The sequence below is a fragment of the Crossiella cryophila genome (assembly GCF_014204915.1).
Taxonomy (GTDB): Bacteria; Actinomycetota; Actinomycetes; order Mycobacteriales; family Pseudonocardiaceae; genus Crossiella; species Crossiella cryophila.
The window spans coordinates 6,152,656-6,167,795 of sequence record NZ_JACHMH010000001.1; the positions used below are offsets into that span (position 1 = coordinate 6,152,656).

General features: G+C 72.0%; 14 protein-coding genes. 5 read left to right on the forward strand and 9 right to left on the reverse strand.

Annotation, left to right across the window (positions count from 1 at the left end; genetic code table 11):
* Positions 1-807 (forward strand): glucose 1-dehydrogenase, encoded by an 807-nt coding sequence (locus HNR67_RS27015; RefSeq protein ID WP_185005016.1) that lies wholly within the window; start codon positions 1-3, stop codon positions 805-807.
* Between the two features lie 27 nt (positions 808-834).
* Here HNR67_RS27015 and HNR67_RS27020 read toward each other — a convergent pair whose 3' ends face one another.
* From HNR67_RS27020 to HNR67_RS27030, 3 genes are all read right to left on the reverse strand, one after another.
* Positions 835-1,758, reverse strand: a complete 924-nt coding sequence (locus HNR67_RS27020) for an alpha/beta hydrolase (RefSeq protein WP_185005017.1) — start codon at positions 1,756-1,758, stop codon at positions 835-837.
* A 119-nt stretch (positions 1,759-1,877) separates the two neighbouring features.
* On the reverse strand, positions 1,878-2,537 hold the full coding sequence (locus HNR67_RS27025; RefSeq protein WP_185005018.1) for a class I SAM-dependent methyltransferase: 660 nt from the start codon (positions 2,535-2,537) through the stop codon (positions 1,878-1,880).
* An 86-nt stretch (positions 2,538-2,623) separates the two neighbouring features.
* Positions 2,624-3,232 carry a VOC family protein gene (locus tag HNR67_RS27030; RefSeq protein WP_185005019.1) on the reverse strand — a complete coding sequence of 203 codons (609 nt, stop codon included), beginning with the start codon at positions 3,230-3,232 and terminating at the stop codon, positions 2,624-2,626.
* 86 nt (positions 3,233-3,318) lie between these two features.
* Here HNR67_RS27030 and HNR67_RS27035 point away from each other — a divergent pair, with 86 nt between their 5' ends.
* The 3 genes from HNR67_RS27035 to HNR67_RS45850 are packed head-to-tail and all read left to right on the forward strand — an operon-like array spanning position 3,319 to position 8,554.
* A complete protein-coding gene (locus HNR67_RS27035) occupies positions 3,319-4,485 on the forward strand; it encodes an acyl-CoA dehydrogenase family protein (protein WP_185005020.1) in 1,167 nt (388 codons plus the stop codon).
* The gene (locus tag HNR67_RS27040) at positions 4,482-6,806 is read left to right on the forward strand and encodes an acetate--CoA ligase family protein (RefSeq protein WP_185005021.1); all 2,325 of its coding nucleotides are present in this window, start codon (positions 4,482-4,484) and stop codon (positions 6,804-6,806) included. Before HNR67_RS27035 ends, HNR67_RS27040 begins: the two co-directional genes overlap by 4 nt.
* Positions 6,803-8,554, forward strand: coding sequence for a thiamine pyrophosphate-binding protein (locus HNR67_RS45850; RefSeq protein ID WP_221490064.1), 1,752 nt, complete (start codon positions 6,803-6,805; stop codon positions 8,552-8,554). The genes HNR67_RS27040 and HNR67_RS45850 overlap by 4 nt, the downstream gene beginning before the upstream one ends.
* A gap of 41 nt (positions 8,555-8,595) precedes the next feature.
* On the opposite strand, the gene HNR67_RS27050 is transcribed toward HNR67_RS45850, so the two are convergent.
* The 4 genes from HNR67_RS27050 to HNR67_RS27060 are packed head-to-tail and all read right to left on the reverse strand — an operon-like array spanning position 8,596 to position 12,338.
* Entirely contained in the window at positions 8,596-10,197 is a 1,602-nt protein-coding gene (locus tag HNR67_RS27050) for an alkaline phosphatase D family protein (RefSeq protein ID WP_312988140.1), read from the reverse strand.
* A 10-nt stretch (positions 10,198-10,207) separates the two neighbouring features.
* Positions 10,208-11,215: an adenosine deaminase gene (gene add, locus HNR67_RS27055; protein ID WP_185005022.1), complete on the reverse strand. Its 1,008-nt coding sequence runs from the start codon at positions 11,213-11,215 to the stop codon at positions 10,208-10,210.
* A gap of 47 nt (positions 11,216-11,262) precedes the next feature.
* Positions 11,263-11,391, reverse strand: coding sequence for a hypothetical protein (locus HNR67_RS45855; protein WP_281403254.1), 129 nt, complete (start codon positions 11,389-11,391; stop codon positions 11,263-11,265).
* Positions 11,392-11,438: 47 nt separating this feature from the next.
* Positions 11,439-12,338 (reverse strand): LysR family transcriptional regulator ArgP, encoded by a 900-nt coding sequence (locus HNR67_RS27060; protein WP_185011153.1) that lies wholly within the window; start codon positions 12,336-12,338, stop codon positions 11,439-11,441.
* A 69-nt stretch (positions 12,339-12,407) separates the two neighbouring features.
* Here HNR67_RS27060 and HNR67_RS27065 point away from each other — a divergent pair, with 69 nt between their 5' ends.
* The gene (locus HNR67_RS27065) at positions 12,408-13,025 is read left to right on the forward strand and encodes a LysE/ArgO family amino acid transporter (protein ID WP_185005023.1); all 618 of its coding nucleotides are present in this window, start codon (positions 12,408-12,410) and stop codon (positions 13,023-13,025) included.
* 20 nt (positions 13,026-13,045) lie between these two features.
* Here HNR67_RS27065 and HNR67_RS27070 read toward each other — a convergent pair whose 3' ends face one another.
* Together HNR67_RS27070 and HNR67_RS27075 are read right to left on the reverse strand one after the other, a co-directional pair.
* Positions 13,046-14,587, reverse strand: coding sequence for an alkaline phosphatase D family protein (locus tag HNR67_RS27070; RefSeq protein WP_246492604.1), 1,542 nt, complete (start codon positions 14,585-14,587; stop codon positions 13,046-13,048).
* A complete protein-coding gene (locus HNR67_RS27075) occupies positions 14,587-15,117 on the reverse strand; it encodes a phosphoesterase (RefSeq protein WP_185011157.1) in 531 nt (176 codons plus the stop codon). Before HNR67_RS27075 ends, HNR67_RS27070 begins: the two co-directional genes overlap by 1 nt.
* Between the last annotated feature and the right edge of the window lie 23 nt (positions 15,118-15,140).

Sequence of the window (15,140 nt, forward strand, 5' to 3'; positions counted from 1 at the left end):
ATGGCGTTACTCGCGGGCAAGACAGCGATCATCACCGGCGCGAGTTCCGGGATCGGCGCGGCCGCGGCCGTGGTGTTCGCCGGGCACGGGGCGAACGTGGTCCTGGCCGATGTCAACGCCGACGCCGGGGCCGAAGTCGCCCAACTGGTTCAGGACGGTGGCGGACAGGCGTTGTTCGTAGCCACCGACGTGACCAGGGAAGCCGAGGTGGCAGCCCTGGTGCGGGCGGCCGTGGCACGGTTCGGGCGGGTGGACTGCGCGTTCAACAACGCCGGCATCGACGGACCCGTTGCCGGGCTGGAGGAACACACCGAGGAGAACTGGGACCTGGTGCTCGGGGTCAACCTCAAGGGCGTGGCCCTGTGCATGAAGCACGAGGTGCGGCAGATGCTCGCCCAAGGCGGCGGTGGCGCCATCGTGAACACCGCCTCGGTCGTGGCCCTGATGGCGGTGGACGCCGGCATCGCGCCCTATGTGGCCTCCAAGCACGCCGTGGTGGGCCTGACCCACACCGCCGCCCTCGAGTACGCCACCCGGGGGATCCGGGTCAACGCGATCTGCCCCGGCGGAGTCCGGACCCCACTCGCCGAACACGTCCAGCAGCAGGGCGCGGGGACCGATGAGCTGGCCCTGGCCATGATCCCGATGCGTCGCCTGGCCGAGCCCAGGGAGATCGCCGAACCGGCGGCCTGGCTGTGTTCGGACGCGGCTTCCTACGTCACCGGCAGCACCTTCACCGTGGACGGGGGCATGACCACCGGCCACCCGACCCCGTTGCGTGTCCCGGTGCCGGAGCCGAGGAGCTGACGCGCCACGGCCTGCCCGCCGCGCCGGTCAGGCGGCGGGCAGGTGTTCCTCGGCGAAGGCGGCCGCGTCGGCGACCGCCTTCGCCGCGGCCGGGAGGTGGCCGGCGAGCAGATGCCACACGTGGCCCATCTCAGGCGCGACGTCCAGGCGTACGGGCACGGCGTCCTCGGCCAGCTTGGTGGCCAGCCGGATGGCGTCGCTGAGCATGACCTCGTGACCGCCGATCTGGATCAGGACCGGCGGCAGTCCGCGGGTGTCGGCGAAGACCGGCGAGGCCAGCGGGCTGTGCCGCGGGGTGCTGCCCAGGACCAGGTCCGCCGCGCGGCTCAGCCCCGCACGGTTGACCGACGGGTCGATGCCGTCGAGCGTGCGCATCGTGGCCCCGGTGTGTTCGAGGTTCGCCCAGGGGGAGATGGCGATCGAGGCGGCCGGCAGCGGCAGCCCCTGGTCACGGGCCGCGACCAGGGCGCTGATCGCCATCGCGCCACCGGCGGAGTCGCCGGCGACCACCACGTTCTCCGGCCGGGCGCCGTGTGCCAGCAGCCAGCGGTAGGCCGCGACCGCGTCCTCGACAGCGGCGGGGAACACCGCCTCGGGCGCGAGCCGGTAGTCCGGCACCAGCACACCGGCGCGCAGGCGCTGGGCGAGAGTGCCGACCAGGCCGCGGTAGCCCAGCGGGTCTCCCACCAGGTAGGCGCCGCCGTGCAGGTAGACCAGGTACCTGCCGGTGACGGCCGCCGCAGGGGTCGCCCACTCGGCGGCAACCCCGTCGGCGTCCACCGCCTCGAAGCTCACCCCGTCCGGCGCCGGAAAGCTGTCCCGGAAGAACTCCCGGTAGGCGAGCCGGATGTCCGCCAGGGTGTCAGGTCCCACCCCGGCGGCCGCGTCGAAGACACCACCGCTGCGGGCCGCCCACTCCCGGTAGAAGGCAGGGACATCGATCGAGACCATGACGGGTCCTCCTCAGCGCGGCTGCACAGCGGCTGAGTCCCAGCCGCCCCGCGAGTCTTGGACCGTCACACCAATGTGAAGGTCAAGCGGAGGCGGCCAGAGGGGGGCTGTTCCGTAGTTCACTCCTTTCGGGTGCGCATCCCCAGCAGCACCGGTGTCGGGGAGCCGCCCTCCCCGAAGCGTTCGAGGACCAGACCGGCGGCCAGGAACTCGTTCAGCAGGTCGGGCAGCGGGAGATGGGTGGCACCGACCTTGTCGCGCAGACCGTTGGCGGTCCAGGACGCGGTCGTCCACTGGGTGTCCCGGTAGCCGGGGTTGATCACTATGGCCGCCGGATCGGACCGGTCGGCGAAACCGCCGCAGAAACACGGGTGCACCCCGAGGTGGACGAACACGCCGCCTGGGCGCAGGACTCGGGATACCTCGCGGAGTACCGCCGGATAGCCGGGCATGTCGGTGTGGGTCAGCACCGTCACCACGGCAGCCAGGGAACCATCTGCGATGGGGAGACATTCGGCGTCGCCCTGGGTCACGGGCATTCTCGCCGACGCGTGACCGAGCATACCCCAGGAAATGTCGAGTCCGACCGGCGTCCAGCCCAGCGCCCGGAGTCGACCCGCGTTCGCACCGGTTCCGCAGCCTATTTCCAGGCAGGGGCCACTTCCGGGGCCGAGCAGGTCGGCCAGCAGCCTGGCCAGTTCCAGCAGGTCAGCGCCCTGCTGGGCGGCGAGGAAGTCGTGTTCGTACCAGTCCGCGATGTCATCGTATCGGGCACGCATGCCCCAATCGAACACGCTGAGTTTCGATTCTTGCCCGCCATTGCGCCAAGGGCGAACGCTGAATAACTCGATTGGGGCTGATGGGCTCAGGGAGCTGTAGTCAGGTCGAATTGGCCCTTGCGGCCGTGTACAACTGCTCTCAGGCCGACGCGGTTGGCTGGACGGATCGGCAGTGCCTCGTCCAGTGCAGCCAGGGTGGCGCGCAGCGGGTCTGGATCCGGAGACATCGCGTGCAGCTCCACCAGCGTCGCCATCGGAAGGTTCCTGGCCGCTGGGTGTGTTGTGCCGCCCCAATCAATCAGGAACGGGACGACTCCAGTGCCTGGCGGGGTGAGCCGCCAGCTCAGTTGTCGTCCGTCGGTGGTGAGTCGCCCCATCGCCTGCGGTGCGCCCGGATCGGCGCCGCGGGCACGGGCGGCGGCCACGCTCGCATCGATGTCCGTGGTGCGGGCGGCCCAGGTCACCAGGCTGGGGCCGGTCAGCGTGTCGAGTCCGAAGATCGTGGGCTCGGTCCCGCCGGCCGGATCCGGCCCGATGATCTCGAGAAAGGCCTGCTCACCCAGGCCGAGCAAGTAGTTCGCGGTTCCCCACGCAGCGTGGTGACCGCCTGGTACCGGGCGGTCACCGGAAAGGAGGTGGATCAGGTCAACGGTGCCGGCCAGGTCCGGCGTCGCCAGCACGAGGTGGTCAAGCATGGGTCTCCGTCCCTCTTGACATCCCGCTACAGCCATACCAGATTGCTGCTGACTGATTGATCAGTCACTTAGTGGCGGAGGTGGCTGTGCGGCAGGTGCGGGACGGGCTCGATCTCACCGCGGAACAACGGGACTTCATCAGCCTCGCCCGGGATTTCGCCGCGACGGAAATCCGTCCGGCTGCGCGCACGGTGGATGAGGCTGACACGGAGAGCCCGCTTGAACTGTGGACTCGTGCCGCGGCGCTGGGCCTGACCGACCTGATGCTGCCCGCCCGGCTGGGTGGCGGCGGGATCGAGGACCTGCTCACCCAGGCCCTCATCCAGCAGGAACTCTGCTACGGCGACATCGGCATCGGCAACCTGCTGACCTCCAGCGGGTTCACCGCCGGTCCGCTGCTCGCGCTGGGCACCCCGGAACAGCAGGCCCGCTGGCTGGGGCCGCTGTGCGGCAAGAACCCACCGCTGACCGCGGTCGCGGTGACCGAACCGGACATCGGCTCCGATGCCGCAGGCCTGCGGACCAGGGCCGTGCGCGACGGCGCGGAGTACGTGCTGACCGGGCAGAAGACCTGGATCTCCAACGCGCCCTACGCCGAGTTCTTCGTGGTGTTCGCGACGGTGGACCCGGCGCTGCGCTCGCGTGGTGTCACCGCCTTCGTGGTGGAACGGGACCGGCCGGGGCTGACGGTCGGCCCGCCCATGCGCAAGCTCGGGCAGCGGGCGATCGTCAACGCCGAGGTCTTCCTGGACGAGGTGCGGGTGCCGGTGGAGCACCGGCTCGGCGGGGAGGGCGAGGCCTTCCGCGGGCTCATGCGGACCTTCGACGCCTCGCGGATCCTCATCGGCGCGGCCTGCACCGGCCTGTCCAGGGCCGCCCTGGACACGGCCACCGACTACGCCCGGCAGCGGGTGCAGTTCGGCACGCCCATCATCGAGCACCAGGCGGTCGGCTTCCGGCTGGCCGACATGGCGGCCAAGGTCGACATCTCGCACCTGCTGACCGTGCGCGCGGCCCAGCTCTTCGACCGGGGTGAGCCGGTGGCGGCGGAGTCGGCGATCGCCAAGGTCACCGCCTCGGAGAACGCCATGTGGTGTGCCTGGGCCGCGGTGCAGACCCTGGGCGGCTGGGGCTACTCGCGGGAGTTCCTGGTCGAGAAATGGCTGCGTGACGCCAAGCTGGAGGAGATCGAGGAGGGCACCTCCGACATCCAGCGACTGATCATCGCCAGGTCGCTGGCCAGGCCGAGGTGAGCACGCTGGCCCGATTCACCGATCCGGCCTCGGTGGCGGTGGTCGGCGCGTCGGCCGACCCGGCCAAATGGGGTCACTGGCTGGCCCTTGGCGCGCTGGCGGGCGCGCACCGGCGCCGGGTGCACCTGGTCAACCACCGCGGTGGCCTGGTCGCCGGGCGGGAGTGCCTGACGAGTGTGCGGGCACTGCCCGAGGTGCCGGAGCTGGTGGCGGTGTGCGTACCCGCGCGGGCCGTATCAGAGGTGGTGGAGGAGGCCCTCGCGCTGGGGGTGCGGGCGTTCCTGGTGATCACCAGCGGGTTCACCCCCGCGGCCGAGGCGGCTCTGGCCGACCGGGTCCGGCGGGCTGGGGCCCGGCTGATCGGCCCGAGCTGCCTCGGTCTCTACGACGCCGACACCGAGCTGCGGCTGCTGTGGGGCGAATGCGCGCCGGGTGCGCTGGCCATCGTCTCGCAGAGCGGTCAGCTCGGGCTGGAAGTGGCCGGCCTGGCCGCCGCGGCGGGTCTGGGGGTGTCGCGGTTCGTCTCGGTTGGCGCCCAGTGCGATGTCACCGCGACCGACCTGCTGCACGGCCTGGCCGGTCACGCCCGCACCCGGGTGGTCCTGCTGTACCTGGAGGGCTTCGGCGACGGCCGCGCGGTGCACACGGCCCTGGCCCGCCTGCGTGCGGCCGGTAAACCGGTCGTGGTGCTGACCGCCGGGGCCAGCCCGGTCGGCGCGGCCGCGGTCCGCTCACACACCGGCGCGCTCAGCTCCACCACCGATGTGGTGCGCGCGGCCCTGCGCGCGGCGGGCGCGATCCTGGCCCGCACCCCGGCCGAGGCGGTCCGCGCCGCCGCCCAGCTCGCCGCGGGGATCCCGCGCGGCGACCGCGTCGGCGTGGTCAGCGACAGCGGCGGCCAGGGCGCCTTGGCCGCCGACCTGATCAGCGAGGCCGGCCTGACCCCAGGCATCCCGGTCGACCTGGCCGGGGCCGGCGAGGGGGACCTGGGCAGCTACGCGGTGGCCATCGAGCGGGTTCTGGGCGGCGGGGATGTCGACGCGGTGCTGCTGACCGGCTACTTCGGCCGCTACGCGGTGGACTCGCCAGGCCAGGCCGCCGCCGAGATCGCGGTGGCGCGACGCCTGGCCGAGCTGGGTCGCGGTGGGTGTCCACTGGTGGTGCACAGCATGGCCGCGCACGAACCGGACTCACCCGCCGTGGCCGTACTGCGGGCCGGCGGGGTGACCGTGCACGCCGAGATCGACATGGCGGTCGAGGCCCTCAGCCTGGCCGCGCAGTGGCGAGCCGGGGCCGCGCGGGACCTGTCGGTGCGTGGCGTGGACGCCAGGGCGGTGGGTCACGGAACCCAGAGCACCACGGCAACGGTGAACACCTCCTGGAGTGACTCAGCGCCGAGTGTCATCACCTACTGGAGTGCTCGGGAGTTGCTGTCCGCGTCCGGCGTGCCGTATCCGGCCGCTCAACCGGTGGCCTCCCGGACCGAGGTTCTGGCAGCGACCGCACGGCTGCGCGGGCCGTTCGTGCTCAAGGCGGGCTGGATCGAGCACCGCACCGAGCAGGACGCGGTGCGGGTCGGGCTGGCCGATCCGGTGGCGGTGCTGGCCGGTTACGACGAGCTGGCCGGACGGCTCGGCGAGCACGGGTACGTGGTCGAGGTGCAGGATCAGCGTGCCGGGGTGGTCGAGCTGATCGTGGGGTTCCGGCGGGATCCGGCGTTCGGGCCGGTGGTGCTGGTCGGGATCGGAGGCACGTTGGCCGAGGTGTACCGGGACGTCACGGTGGAACTGGCGCCGGTGGATGCGGACCTGGCCGGGACGATGCTGCGGCGGTTGCGGGGGTGGCCGTTGCTGGCGGGATGGCGGGGTCGTCCGGCGGTGGACGTCGAGGCGGCGGCCCGGGTGGTGGCCGCGGTGTCCCGGGTCGCGCTGACGCGGGGTGACCTGGCGGAGGGTGAGATCAACCCGTTGCGGGTCGGGCCGTCGGAGGCGGTCGCGGTGGACGCGCTGCTCGTGCCGATGGCGGGGCGGGATCAGCAGGCGGCCGAAGCTCGGGCGGATGTGGCCGGGGTGGCCGAGGCGCGGATGGACCTGGCCGGGGCGGTCGAAGCGCAGATGGATGTGACTGGGGCGGCTGAAGCGCAGATGGATGATGCTCAGGCGGATACGGCCGGGGTGGATACGGCCGGGGCGGATTCGGCGCGGCCAGATGTGGTTGGGCTGGATGTGACCGGGCTGGACCTGACTGGGGCGGATGTGGCTGGGGCGGACGTGACTGGGACGAGCTGGCGGGGAGAGCGGATGCCAGGGGTGTCGTGGTGAAGGTGACCGGCGGGCAGGCAGTGGTGCAGGCGTTGCTCGCGCACGGGGTGGACACCGTGTTCGGGATCCCGGGCACGCACAACCTGGAGATCTACCGGCACCTGGCCGCCGAGGGCGTGCGGCATGTGAGCACCCGGCACGAGCAGGGCGCCGCCTATGCCGCCGACGGGTACGCGCGGGCCAGCGGCCGGCCGGGAGTGTGCCTGGTGACCTCGGGACCGGCGACCCTGAACGCCGCGGCGGCGATCGGGCAGGCCTACTCCGACTCGGTGCCGGTGCTGCTGATCTCTCCCGGCCTGCCACTGCGGCATCCGGGCCGTGGCAACGGCTACCTGCACGAGATGAAGGACCAGTCGGCGGCGATGCAGGCGATCGCGGGCTACAGCCTGCGGGTGACCTCGGTGGCGGAGATCCCGGGGGCGGTGGCGGAGGCGTTCGCGTACTTCCGGGCCGGGCGGCCGCGGCCGGTGCACCTGGAGATCCCGGTGGACGTGCTGGGCGAGGTCGCCGAGGTCGTGATCGGGGGGCCGGTGGCGGTGGGGCGGGTGCTGCCGGAGTCGGGGGTGCTGGCGCGGGTGGTCGAGGTGCTGGGGGCGGCTCGGCGGCCTGGGCTCCTGGTCGGTGGCGGGGCCAAGGGGGCGGCGGGGCTGGTTCGCGAGCTGGCGGAGTCGCTGGGGGCGTCGGTGATCAGCACGGCCAATGGGAAGGGGGTGCTGGCCGAGGGGCATCCGTTGAGTCTGGGCGCGGGGGTGCATTTGCCGGGGGTCGCGGAGTTCGTGCGGGACTGCGATGTGCTGGTGGTCCTGGGCAGTGAGCTGGCGCCCAGTGACTTCTGGGTTGAGCCGTTGGCCCGGCCGGGGTGTTTGGTGCGGGTGGATGTGGATCCGGGGCAGTTGCGGGTCAACGCCATGCCGGAGGTGGAGGTGGTGGGGGATGTCGGGGCGGTGCTGGCCGAGCTGCTCCCCCGGCTCGCCGGACGGGAACGGCGGGATGACGGTGGCGGGGATCGGCTGGGCAGCGGGGGGCTGGCGGGGGGCGGGCCTGGGTGTGGAGCCGGGTTGGGCGATGAGTCGTCACCTGGCGCCGAGGTCTCATTGGGGATCGGGGGGTCATCGGGCGGTGGGGTGTCGGCAGGCGATGGGGTGCTGGCGGGTGGCGGGGTAGAGCGGGCCGCCTGGTGGCGGGAGCGGTTGCGGGGGCAGGGGCGGGCTGAGGGGGCTCGGTGGTTGTGGTTGCTGGAGGTGCTGGGTGAGGCCCTTGGGGATGGGATCTTGGGCGCGGACAGTGCGATGGCCTGCTACTACGGGGCATTGACGAACTTGCCGGTGCAGCGGCCGGGTGGGTTCTTGTATCCGACCGGGTTTGGCACCTTGGGGTATGGGTTGCCCGCTGCCATTGGGGCCGCGGTGGCTTGTCCGGGGGTGCGGACGGCGGCGTTGCTCGGGGACGGTGGGGTGATGTTCACCGTGGCCGAGTTGGCCACCGCCGCGCAGCTTGGGCTGGCGTTGCCGGTGCTGGTGGTGGACAACGCGGGGTACGGGGAGATCCGGGCGGAGATGGTGGAGCGGGAGGATCCGGTGCACGCGGTGGATCTGCCCTCGCCGGACTTCGCGGCGTTGGGGCGGGCGCTGGGGTGTCATGGGGTTCGGGTGGCGGATGCCGACTCGTTGCGGGTGGAGCTGGCGCGGGCGTTCGAGGCTGACCGGCCGACGGTGTTGCACCTGCCCGAGGTGTTGGAGCGGGGCTGAGCTGAGGCGTCCGGGCCCGCTTGAGGTGGTGGGGCCAGCTGTCAGTGCAGGCGTTGGCGGGTTACCTCGGTCAGGGTGGTCTCGGTGGCGCGTTCGAAGGTGATGGTCGCCTCGGTGCTGGTCAGGTCCAGGGTGGCGAGCAGGTTGCCGAAGTAGGGGCCTGCTGTTTTGTGCCAGTGGGTGGGTTGGGCTGGGACGCCGGAGAGGCGGGTCCACGCGTGCATGAGCGCGGCGGGCAGGCGCCACCAGCCGAGGTGCAGGGCCGGTTTGAACAGCGCGGGTTCGGCGTTGCGCAGGGGCGAGCAGGTCAGCTGGTGCACGGGGGTCTTGCTGGTGGTGCGGGCCACGTAGCTGTGGTGGACGTCGCCGGAGAGCACCGCGACCGTGCCCTCGGTCTTGGCCGCTGCCTCGTGCAGGACCTGGGAGAGCTGGTCGAAGGACTCGCGGAAGCTGGCCCAGTGGTCGAAGTCGCCGAGCTGGCGGATGCGTTCGGCCAGCCTGCCGCGCCGGCCGGGGCGGGTGGCGGCGTGCTCGTTGCGGGCCTGCAGGTGGTGGATCACCGGGGGCAGCAGCCAGGGCAGGGAGCTGCCCAGGAGCAGGTGGCGGTACTCGGTGCCGGCACCGGCGAGCTGGGCGGTGAGCCAGGCGAATTCCTCGTCGTCGAGCATCTTGCGGCGGCCGTCGCGCAGGATGCGGCCCGCCCGGCTGTCCACCATGAGCAGGCGGACCGGGCCGAAGTCGCGGCAGAAGCTCCACTGGGCGTGCTTGTGTTCGCCGATCTCGGTGTCCCAGCGCTGCGCGTGTGCTTCCAGCAACTCCTGCGCGTCCGCCCCGTGCAGGGCCTGGACCTGCTGGTACACCTCGTCCTTTGCCAGTGCGGTGGGGCTGAGGTTGCCCAGGTGCTGGTACACCCAGTAGGAGGCCAGCGCGCCGCGGACCCGCTTGGCCCACCACGACTTGGCCGCCATCTCGGTGCGCCAGGTCTCGGAGGTGTTCCAGTCGTCGCGGACGTCGTGGTCGTCGAAGATCATCGAGGTCGGGACGGTGGAGAACAGCCAGCGGATCTCGGGTTCGGACCAGCTCTCGTGGTAGAGCTGGGTGTACTCCTCGTAGTCGGCGACCTCGATGCCGGGCGGTTCGGCCAGGTCACGGCGCTGCTTGAGGTACTGCTGGGTGCGGTCGGTGGTCTCGTCGGCGTAGATCTGGTCGCCGAGCAGCAGCAGTGCCTCGGGGCGTTCCCGCACCGGCAGCTCAAGCAGGCGGGTGGCCAGGGCGGACAGTGCGCAGTGGCCGATCTTGGCGCGCTGGGCCGGGTCTTCTGGCCGGGCGAAGCGGCAGGAGCCGAAGGAGACCCGCACCGAGTGGTCGGCCTGGCCGGGCAGGGTGCGGATGACGCTGGGCGGGAAGTCGGACTCCGGCAGCGGCCAGGCGGGTTCGCCGTCGAGGTGGACCTGGTACTCGTGTTCGGTGTCCGGGGTCAGGCCGCTGAGCACGACCAGCGCGTAGTGGTGGCCGCCGACCTGGAAGGTGCCGCTCTCGGCGTCGAGAACCCGGACCGTGCCGGGGCCGTCGGTCTCCACCCAGACGGTGGCCGAGTTGTCGTCGACGTGGCGCAGCAGCGGTCCGAGCACGAGGTTGGGCACGGCGCCTTGTCTATCGCATCGCGGTCACCGGCGGGGCGGCGAGCCAGGCATCGATGCCGCGGTGCAGCTCGGCCTTGGTCTCCGGCGGGGCGAAGGAGGCATCGGCGGCGTCGCGGGCCAGGTCGGCCAGTTGCGGGTCGGTGAGGCCGAAGGTGTCCCGGACGCGCTGGAACTCCTCGGTGAGGGTGACGCCGGTGAAGTTGGGGACGTCGGTGTTGAGGGTGACGACCAGGCCGGCGGCCAGCAGTTCGGGCAGCGGGTGGCTGGGCAGGTCGGGGACCAGGCCGAGGGTGACGTTGGAGGAGGGGCAGACCTCCAGGGGGATGCCGCGGTCGGCGACCTCGGCGGCGAGTTCGCGGTCTTCCAGCACGCGGAAGCCGTGGCCGAGGCGTTCGGTGAGCCCGAGGGTGAGGGCCTCGCGGACGCTGGGCGGGCCGCAGGACTCGCCCGCGTGATGCACCAGGTGCAGGCCCGCGTCCCTGGCTTCCGCGATGACCTGGGCGAACGGCGCGAGCGAGTAGCTCTCCTCCCCCGCCATGTCCAGGCCGATGACCCGGCCGGGGAAGCGGCGGGCCAGCTCCAGGGTGCGCTGGGCTCGTTCGACCGAGCGGCGGCGGGAGTGGTCCAGGATGATCTCGACCTCGATGCCGTGCTCGGCCTGGCCCTCGTCGAGTCCTTCGAGCACAGCGGTCAGCGGCATGGCCAGGTCGCCGAGGCGTTCGCCGTGCGCAGCCGCGGTGAACCGGATCTCGGCGTAACGGGTGCCCTGGGCGGCCTCGTCCGCGCAGAACTCCCGGGCCATCCGGCGGAAGTCGGCCGGGATGCGCAGGCAGTCCCGGATGTGCGAGTTGGCGTCGGCGAAGGCGCGGAAGCCCTGGAAGGAAGCGCCGTCACTGGTGAGGCTGTCCGGCAGCTCGATGCCGTGGGTGGTGGCGATCTCCTGGAGGGTCTCCCTGCGCAGGGTGCTCTCCAGGTGCACGTGCAGGTGGGTCTTCGGCAGCGTCAGCAGGTCCCGCATGGGCGCAGCGTAGGCAGTCCGGGCGGACGGCGCCGCTCAATATCGGCTCAGGCGGCCGCGGTCGCCTCGGTACCGGGCGCGGGCTCGAACCAGCCGAGCCAGGGGCATTCCAGCGCGAAGAAGTACTCGACCACCACAGCTGGGGTATCCGGCGGGAGATCCTCGGAAATCGGCATGTCAGAAGGGTGCTACCTCCAGCGAGGTGGAGGTCAAGAGCGCTGGGTCAAGGCAGTGGGGTGAGGTGTTCGGCCGCGGTGCGGACCACCGCGTCGGCCAGTGCGGACAGCGGGGGTGAGTCCAGTTTCCACTGCTGCCAGTACAGCGGCACGTCCACCGGGTGCTCCGGGGCGAGGGCGACCAGCAGTCCGTTTGCGGCCTGCTCATCGCCTTGCACGTCCGGGATCATCCCCCAGCCAAGGCCACGCAGCACCGCGGCCAGGAAGATGTCCGAGGCGGGCACCAGGTGCTGGCGGCTGCTCGGCTCGCGCCGGGTGAGGTCGCGGGCGAAGCGGTGCTGCAGGTCGTCCTTGCCGTCGAAGACCACCACCGGCGCCTGCGGCAGCAACTCGGTCAGCGGGCCGCCGGTGAGCCAGCGGCGGATGAAGGCCGGGCTGGCCATCGCCTGGTAGCGCATCCGGCCCAGCGGGCGCACCGAGCAGCCCTGCACGGGTTCGGGGGTGGAGGTGACCGCGGCCAGCACCAGGCCCTCGCGCAGCAGGTCGGTGGTGTGGTCCTGGTCCTCCCTGCGCAGCGCGAAGCACACCTGGAGGTGCTCGGGGACCCTGGTCAGTGTGGTGAGGAACCAGGTGGCCAGGGAGTCGGCGTTGACCGCCACCGGCAGCACGTTCGGCCGCCCGTCCTCGGGCAGTCCCAGTTCGGCGCGGGCGTCCTGGGCCAGCAGCGCGAGCTGGCGCCCGAACCTGGCCACCACCTCGCCGGAGTCGGTGAGCCGGATCGGTTTGGCGCGTTGCAGCAGCACCCGGCCGACCCGCTGTTCCAGGGCCTTGATCCGCTGGCTCACCGCGGACGGGGTGACGTGCAGGGCTCGAGCGGCGGCCTCGAAGGTGCCCTCGTCGACCGCGGCGAGCAGGGTGCGGACCTGGTCGAACGGCAGGTCGTCCATCACGATGGCTAATGATAGTGAAGAATCTTTAGCTGGTCTGCTGGATCTTCACTCCTTAGCGTCAAGAACGTGTACGGATACTTGACACCGCTGGCCGCCGGTCTGGGCACCGGGTTGTCCCTCATCATCGCGATCGGTTCGCAGAACGCCTTCGTGCTGCGCCAAGGGCTGCGCCGCGAGCACGTGCTGCCGGTGGTGGCCATCTGCGGGATCTCCGACGCGGTGCTCATCGCCGCCGGGGTCAGCGGCATCGGCGGCCTGGTGCAGCTGTGGCCGAGCGCGCTGACCGTGGTCGGCTGGGCCGGCGCGATCTTCCTGCTCGGCTACGGCCTGCTCGCCGCCCGCCGCGCCCTGAACCCCTCGGCCATGCAGGCCGGGGTCAGCACCAGCGGATCGCCGCGCGCGGCGATCCTCACCTGTCTGGTGCTGACCTGGCTCAACCCGCACGTCTACCTGGACACGGTGCTGCTGCTCGGCTCGGTCGGCAACGGCTACGGCGCGGCCCGCTGGGTCTTCGCCGCCGGCGCGGTCGCGGGCAGCCTGCTCTGGTTCGGCGCGCTGGGCTTCGGCGCGCGCTCGCTGTCGGGGTTGTTCGCCAAGCCGGTGGCCTGGCGGGTGCTGGACTCGCTGATCGCGGTGACCATGCTGGTCCTTGGGGTCACGATGGCCGTGCGCGCCTCGGCGTGACGGCCATCGTGACCAGGGGTTCAGCGCCGCCGGTACTGCGCGGCCGAGCCGATCGTGGCCGGGTCCTCGTAGCTGCCCGGCTTGCCGCGGTCGACGTGGAAGGTGGTCAGCGTGCTCACCGGCGAGTCGGCCACCTTCCGGTCGCCGATCACCCGCATGTGCGTTGACCAGCGCCGCGGCGTGACCTCGTAGACGTCGTAGCCGTAGCGGTTGCCCTCGAAGTACTTCAGGTGCGGGTTGGCCTTGCCCATCACCGGCCCGTTGGTGGCGTTCCACTCCGCGGAGTAGGCGCCGGAGGTGACCGAGTGCGCGGTGAACTCGGTGCCGATCACCGGGGCGTCGGGGTTGTCGAAGTCCGGGCGGATGTCATCGACGAAGGCGGAGTGCCAGTCGCCGGTGATCACCACCAGGTCCTGCAGGTTCTTGCGGTGGGCCTGGCCGAGCACGCTGTTGCGCTCGGTCCGGAAGCCGTCCCACTGGTCGGTGAAGTAGTAGCCGCCCGCGGGTTTGGCCAGCTGGCTGAGCATGATCGAGTTGACCCAGCAGTGCCAGGCGTCGCTGGGCGAGTCGATCTGGCGGCCCAGCCAGGCCCGCTGGTCGGCGCCCAGGATGGTGCCATCGGCCAGGTTCTGCGCCGAGCGGTACTGGCGCAGGTCCAGGATGGTCAGGTCGAGCAGGTCGCCCCAGCGGCGCTGCTGGTGGATCCGGATGTCGGGCAGGCCGGTCTCCGCGCGCGCGGGCATGTGCTCGTACCAGGCCTGGTAGGCCGCGGCGCGGCGCTTGACGAACGGGGCGTCGCCGGTGGTGCCGCTGTGGTCGTTGACCACCTCGTGGTCGTCCCAGGTCAGGAACCACGGGTGCGCGGCGTGCGCCTCGCGCAGCGACGGGTCGCCCTTGTAGAGGGCATGCCGCTTGCGGTAGTCGGCCAGGGTGAGGATCTCCGGGCCGTCGTGGTCGCGGATGTGGCTGCCGCCGACCTGGCCGTGCTCGTAGATGTAGTCGCCGAGGTGCACCACGAAGTCCAGGTTCTCCCTGGCGATGCCGCGGTGCGCGGCGTAGAGGCCGTCGTGGAAGGCCTGGCAGTTGGCCGAGGCGAACCGGACCTTGTCCACCTTGCCGACCGGGGCGGTGCGGGTGCGGCCGACCCGGCTGCGCTGGCCGAGGGCCTCGAAGGCGTAGTAGTAGGTGCGGCCGGGGCGCAGCCCGTGCACCGGGACGTGCACCGCGTGGCCCAGCAGCGAGGTGGCCGGGGCGGTGCCGCAGACGACCTTGCGGCGCAGCTCGCGGTCCTCGGCCACGGTCCACTTGACCTCGACCGCGGCCGGTAGCGGCTGTTCGGCGGCCAGGGGGTCCGGGGCCAGGCGGGTCCAGAGCACCACGCTGGTGGGCATCGGGTCGCCGGAGGCCACGCCGAGGGTGAACGGCTTGGGGTCCCAGCTCACGCCGAGATCGGCCGCGGCGGCGTAGGCCTGGGCCGGGCTGAGCGCGGCCGAGAGCGGCCAGACCGCGCCGAGGGCGCCTGCGGTGGCGGCGCCGCGGAGCAGGGTGCGTCGGTTCAGCATCAGCGGGCTCCCACGGTCAGGCTGAGGTTGTCGGCGTAGCCGTCGTTGGAGCTGCCGCTGCCGGAGCGGGTGAACAGCAGCGTGATCCGGGCGTGCGTGCTGCCTGCGGGCACCGGTCCGGTGGTGGTCTGCTCGAACAGTCCGGTGCGCAGGCCGCGTTCCTGGGCGGTGACCGGGCCGAGCACGGCCAGGCCGATCGGGTAGCCGGTGCGGTCGAGGAACTCCACCGACAACCGGACCCCGTCCTGCTGGGTGGCGAACCCGCCGAGCCAGCCGGCGAGCCGGAAGACCGCACCCGCTGGCAGCCGGACGGTCTGGGTGAGCCGGGTGCGCGGGCTGGTGCCGCCGCCGAGGAACTGGGCGCCGCGTTCGGCCGGGCCCGGGTCCAGTGCGGTGGGGTAGCCGCCGCCCGCGGCGTACCGGATGATCGCGGGCGCGCCCTCCACGGTCTGCCAGCCCGGCACCGCCGGGGTCGGCTCCCCCGTGCCGCCGGTGCCGCGTTCGACATCGCCGTTGTCGATGAGATTCACCTGCTACCTGCCTCCTAGTTCGG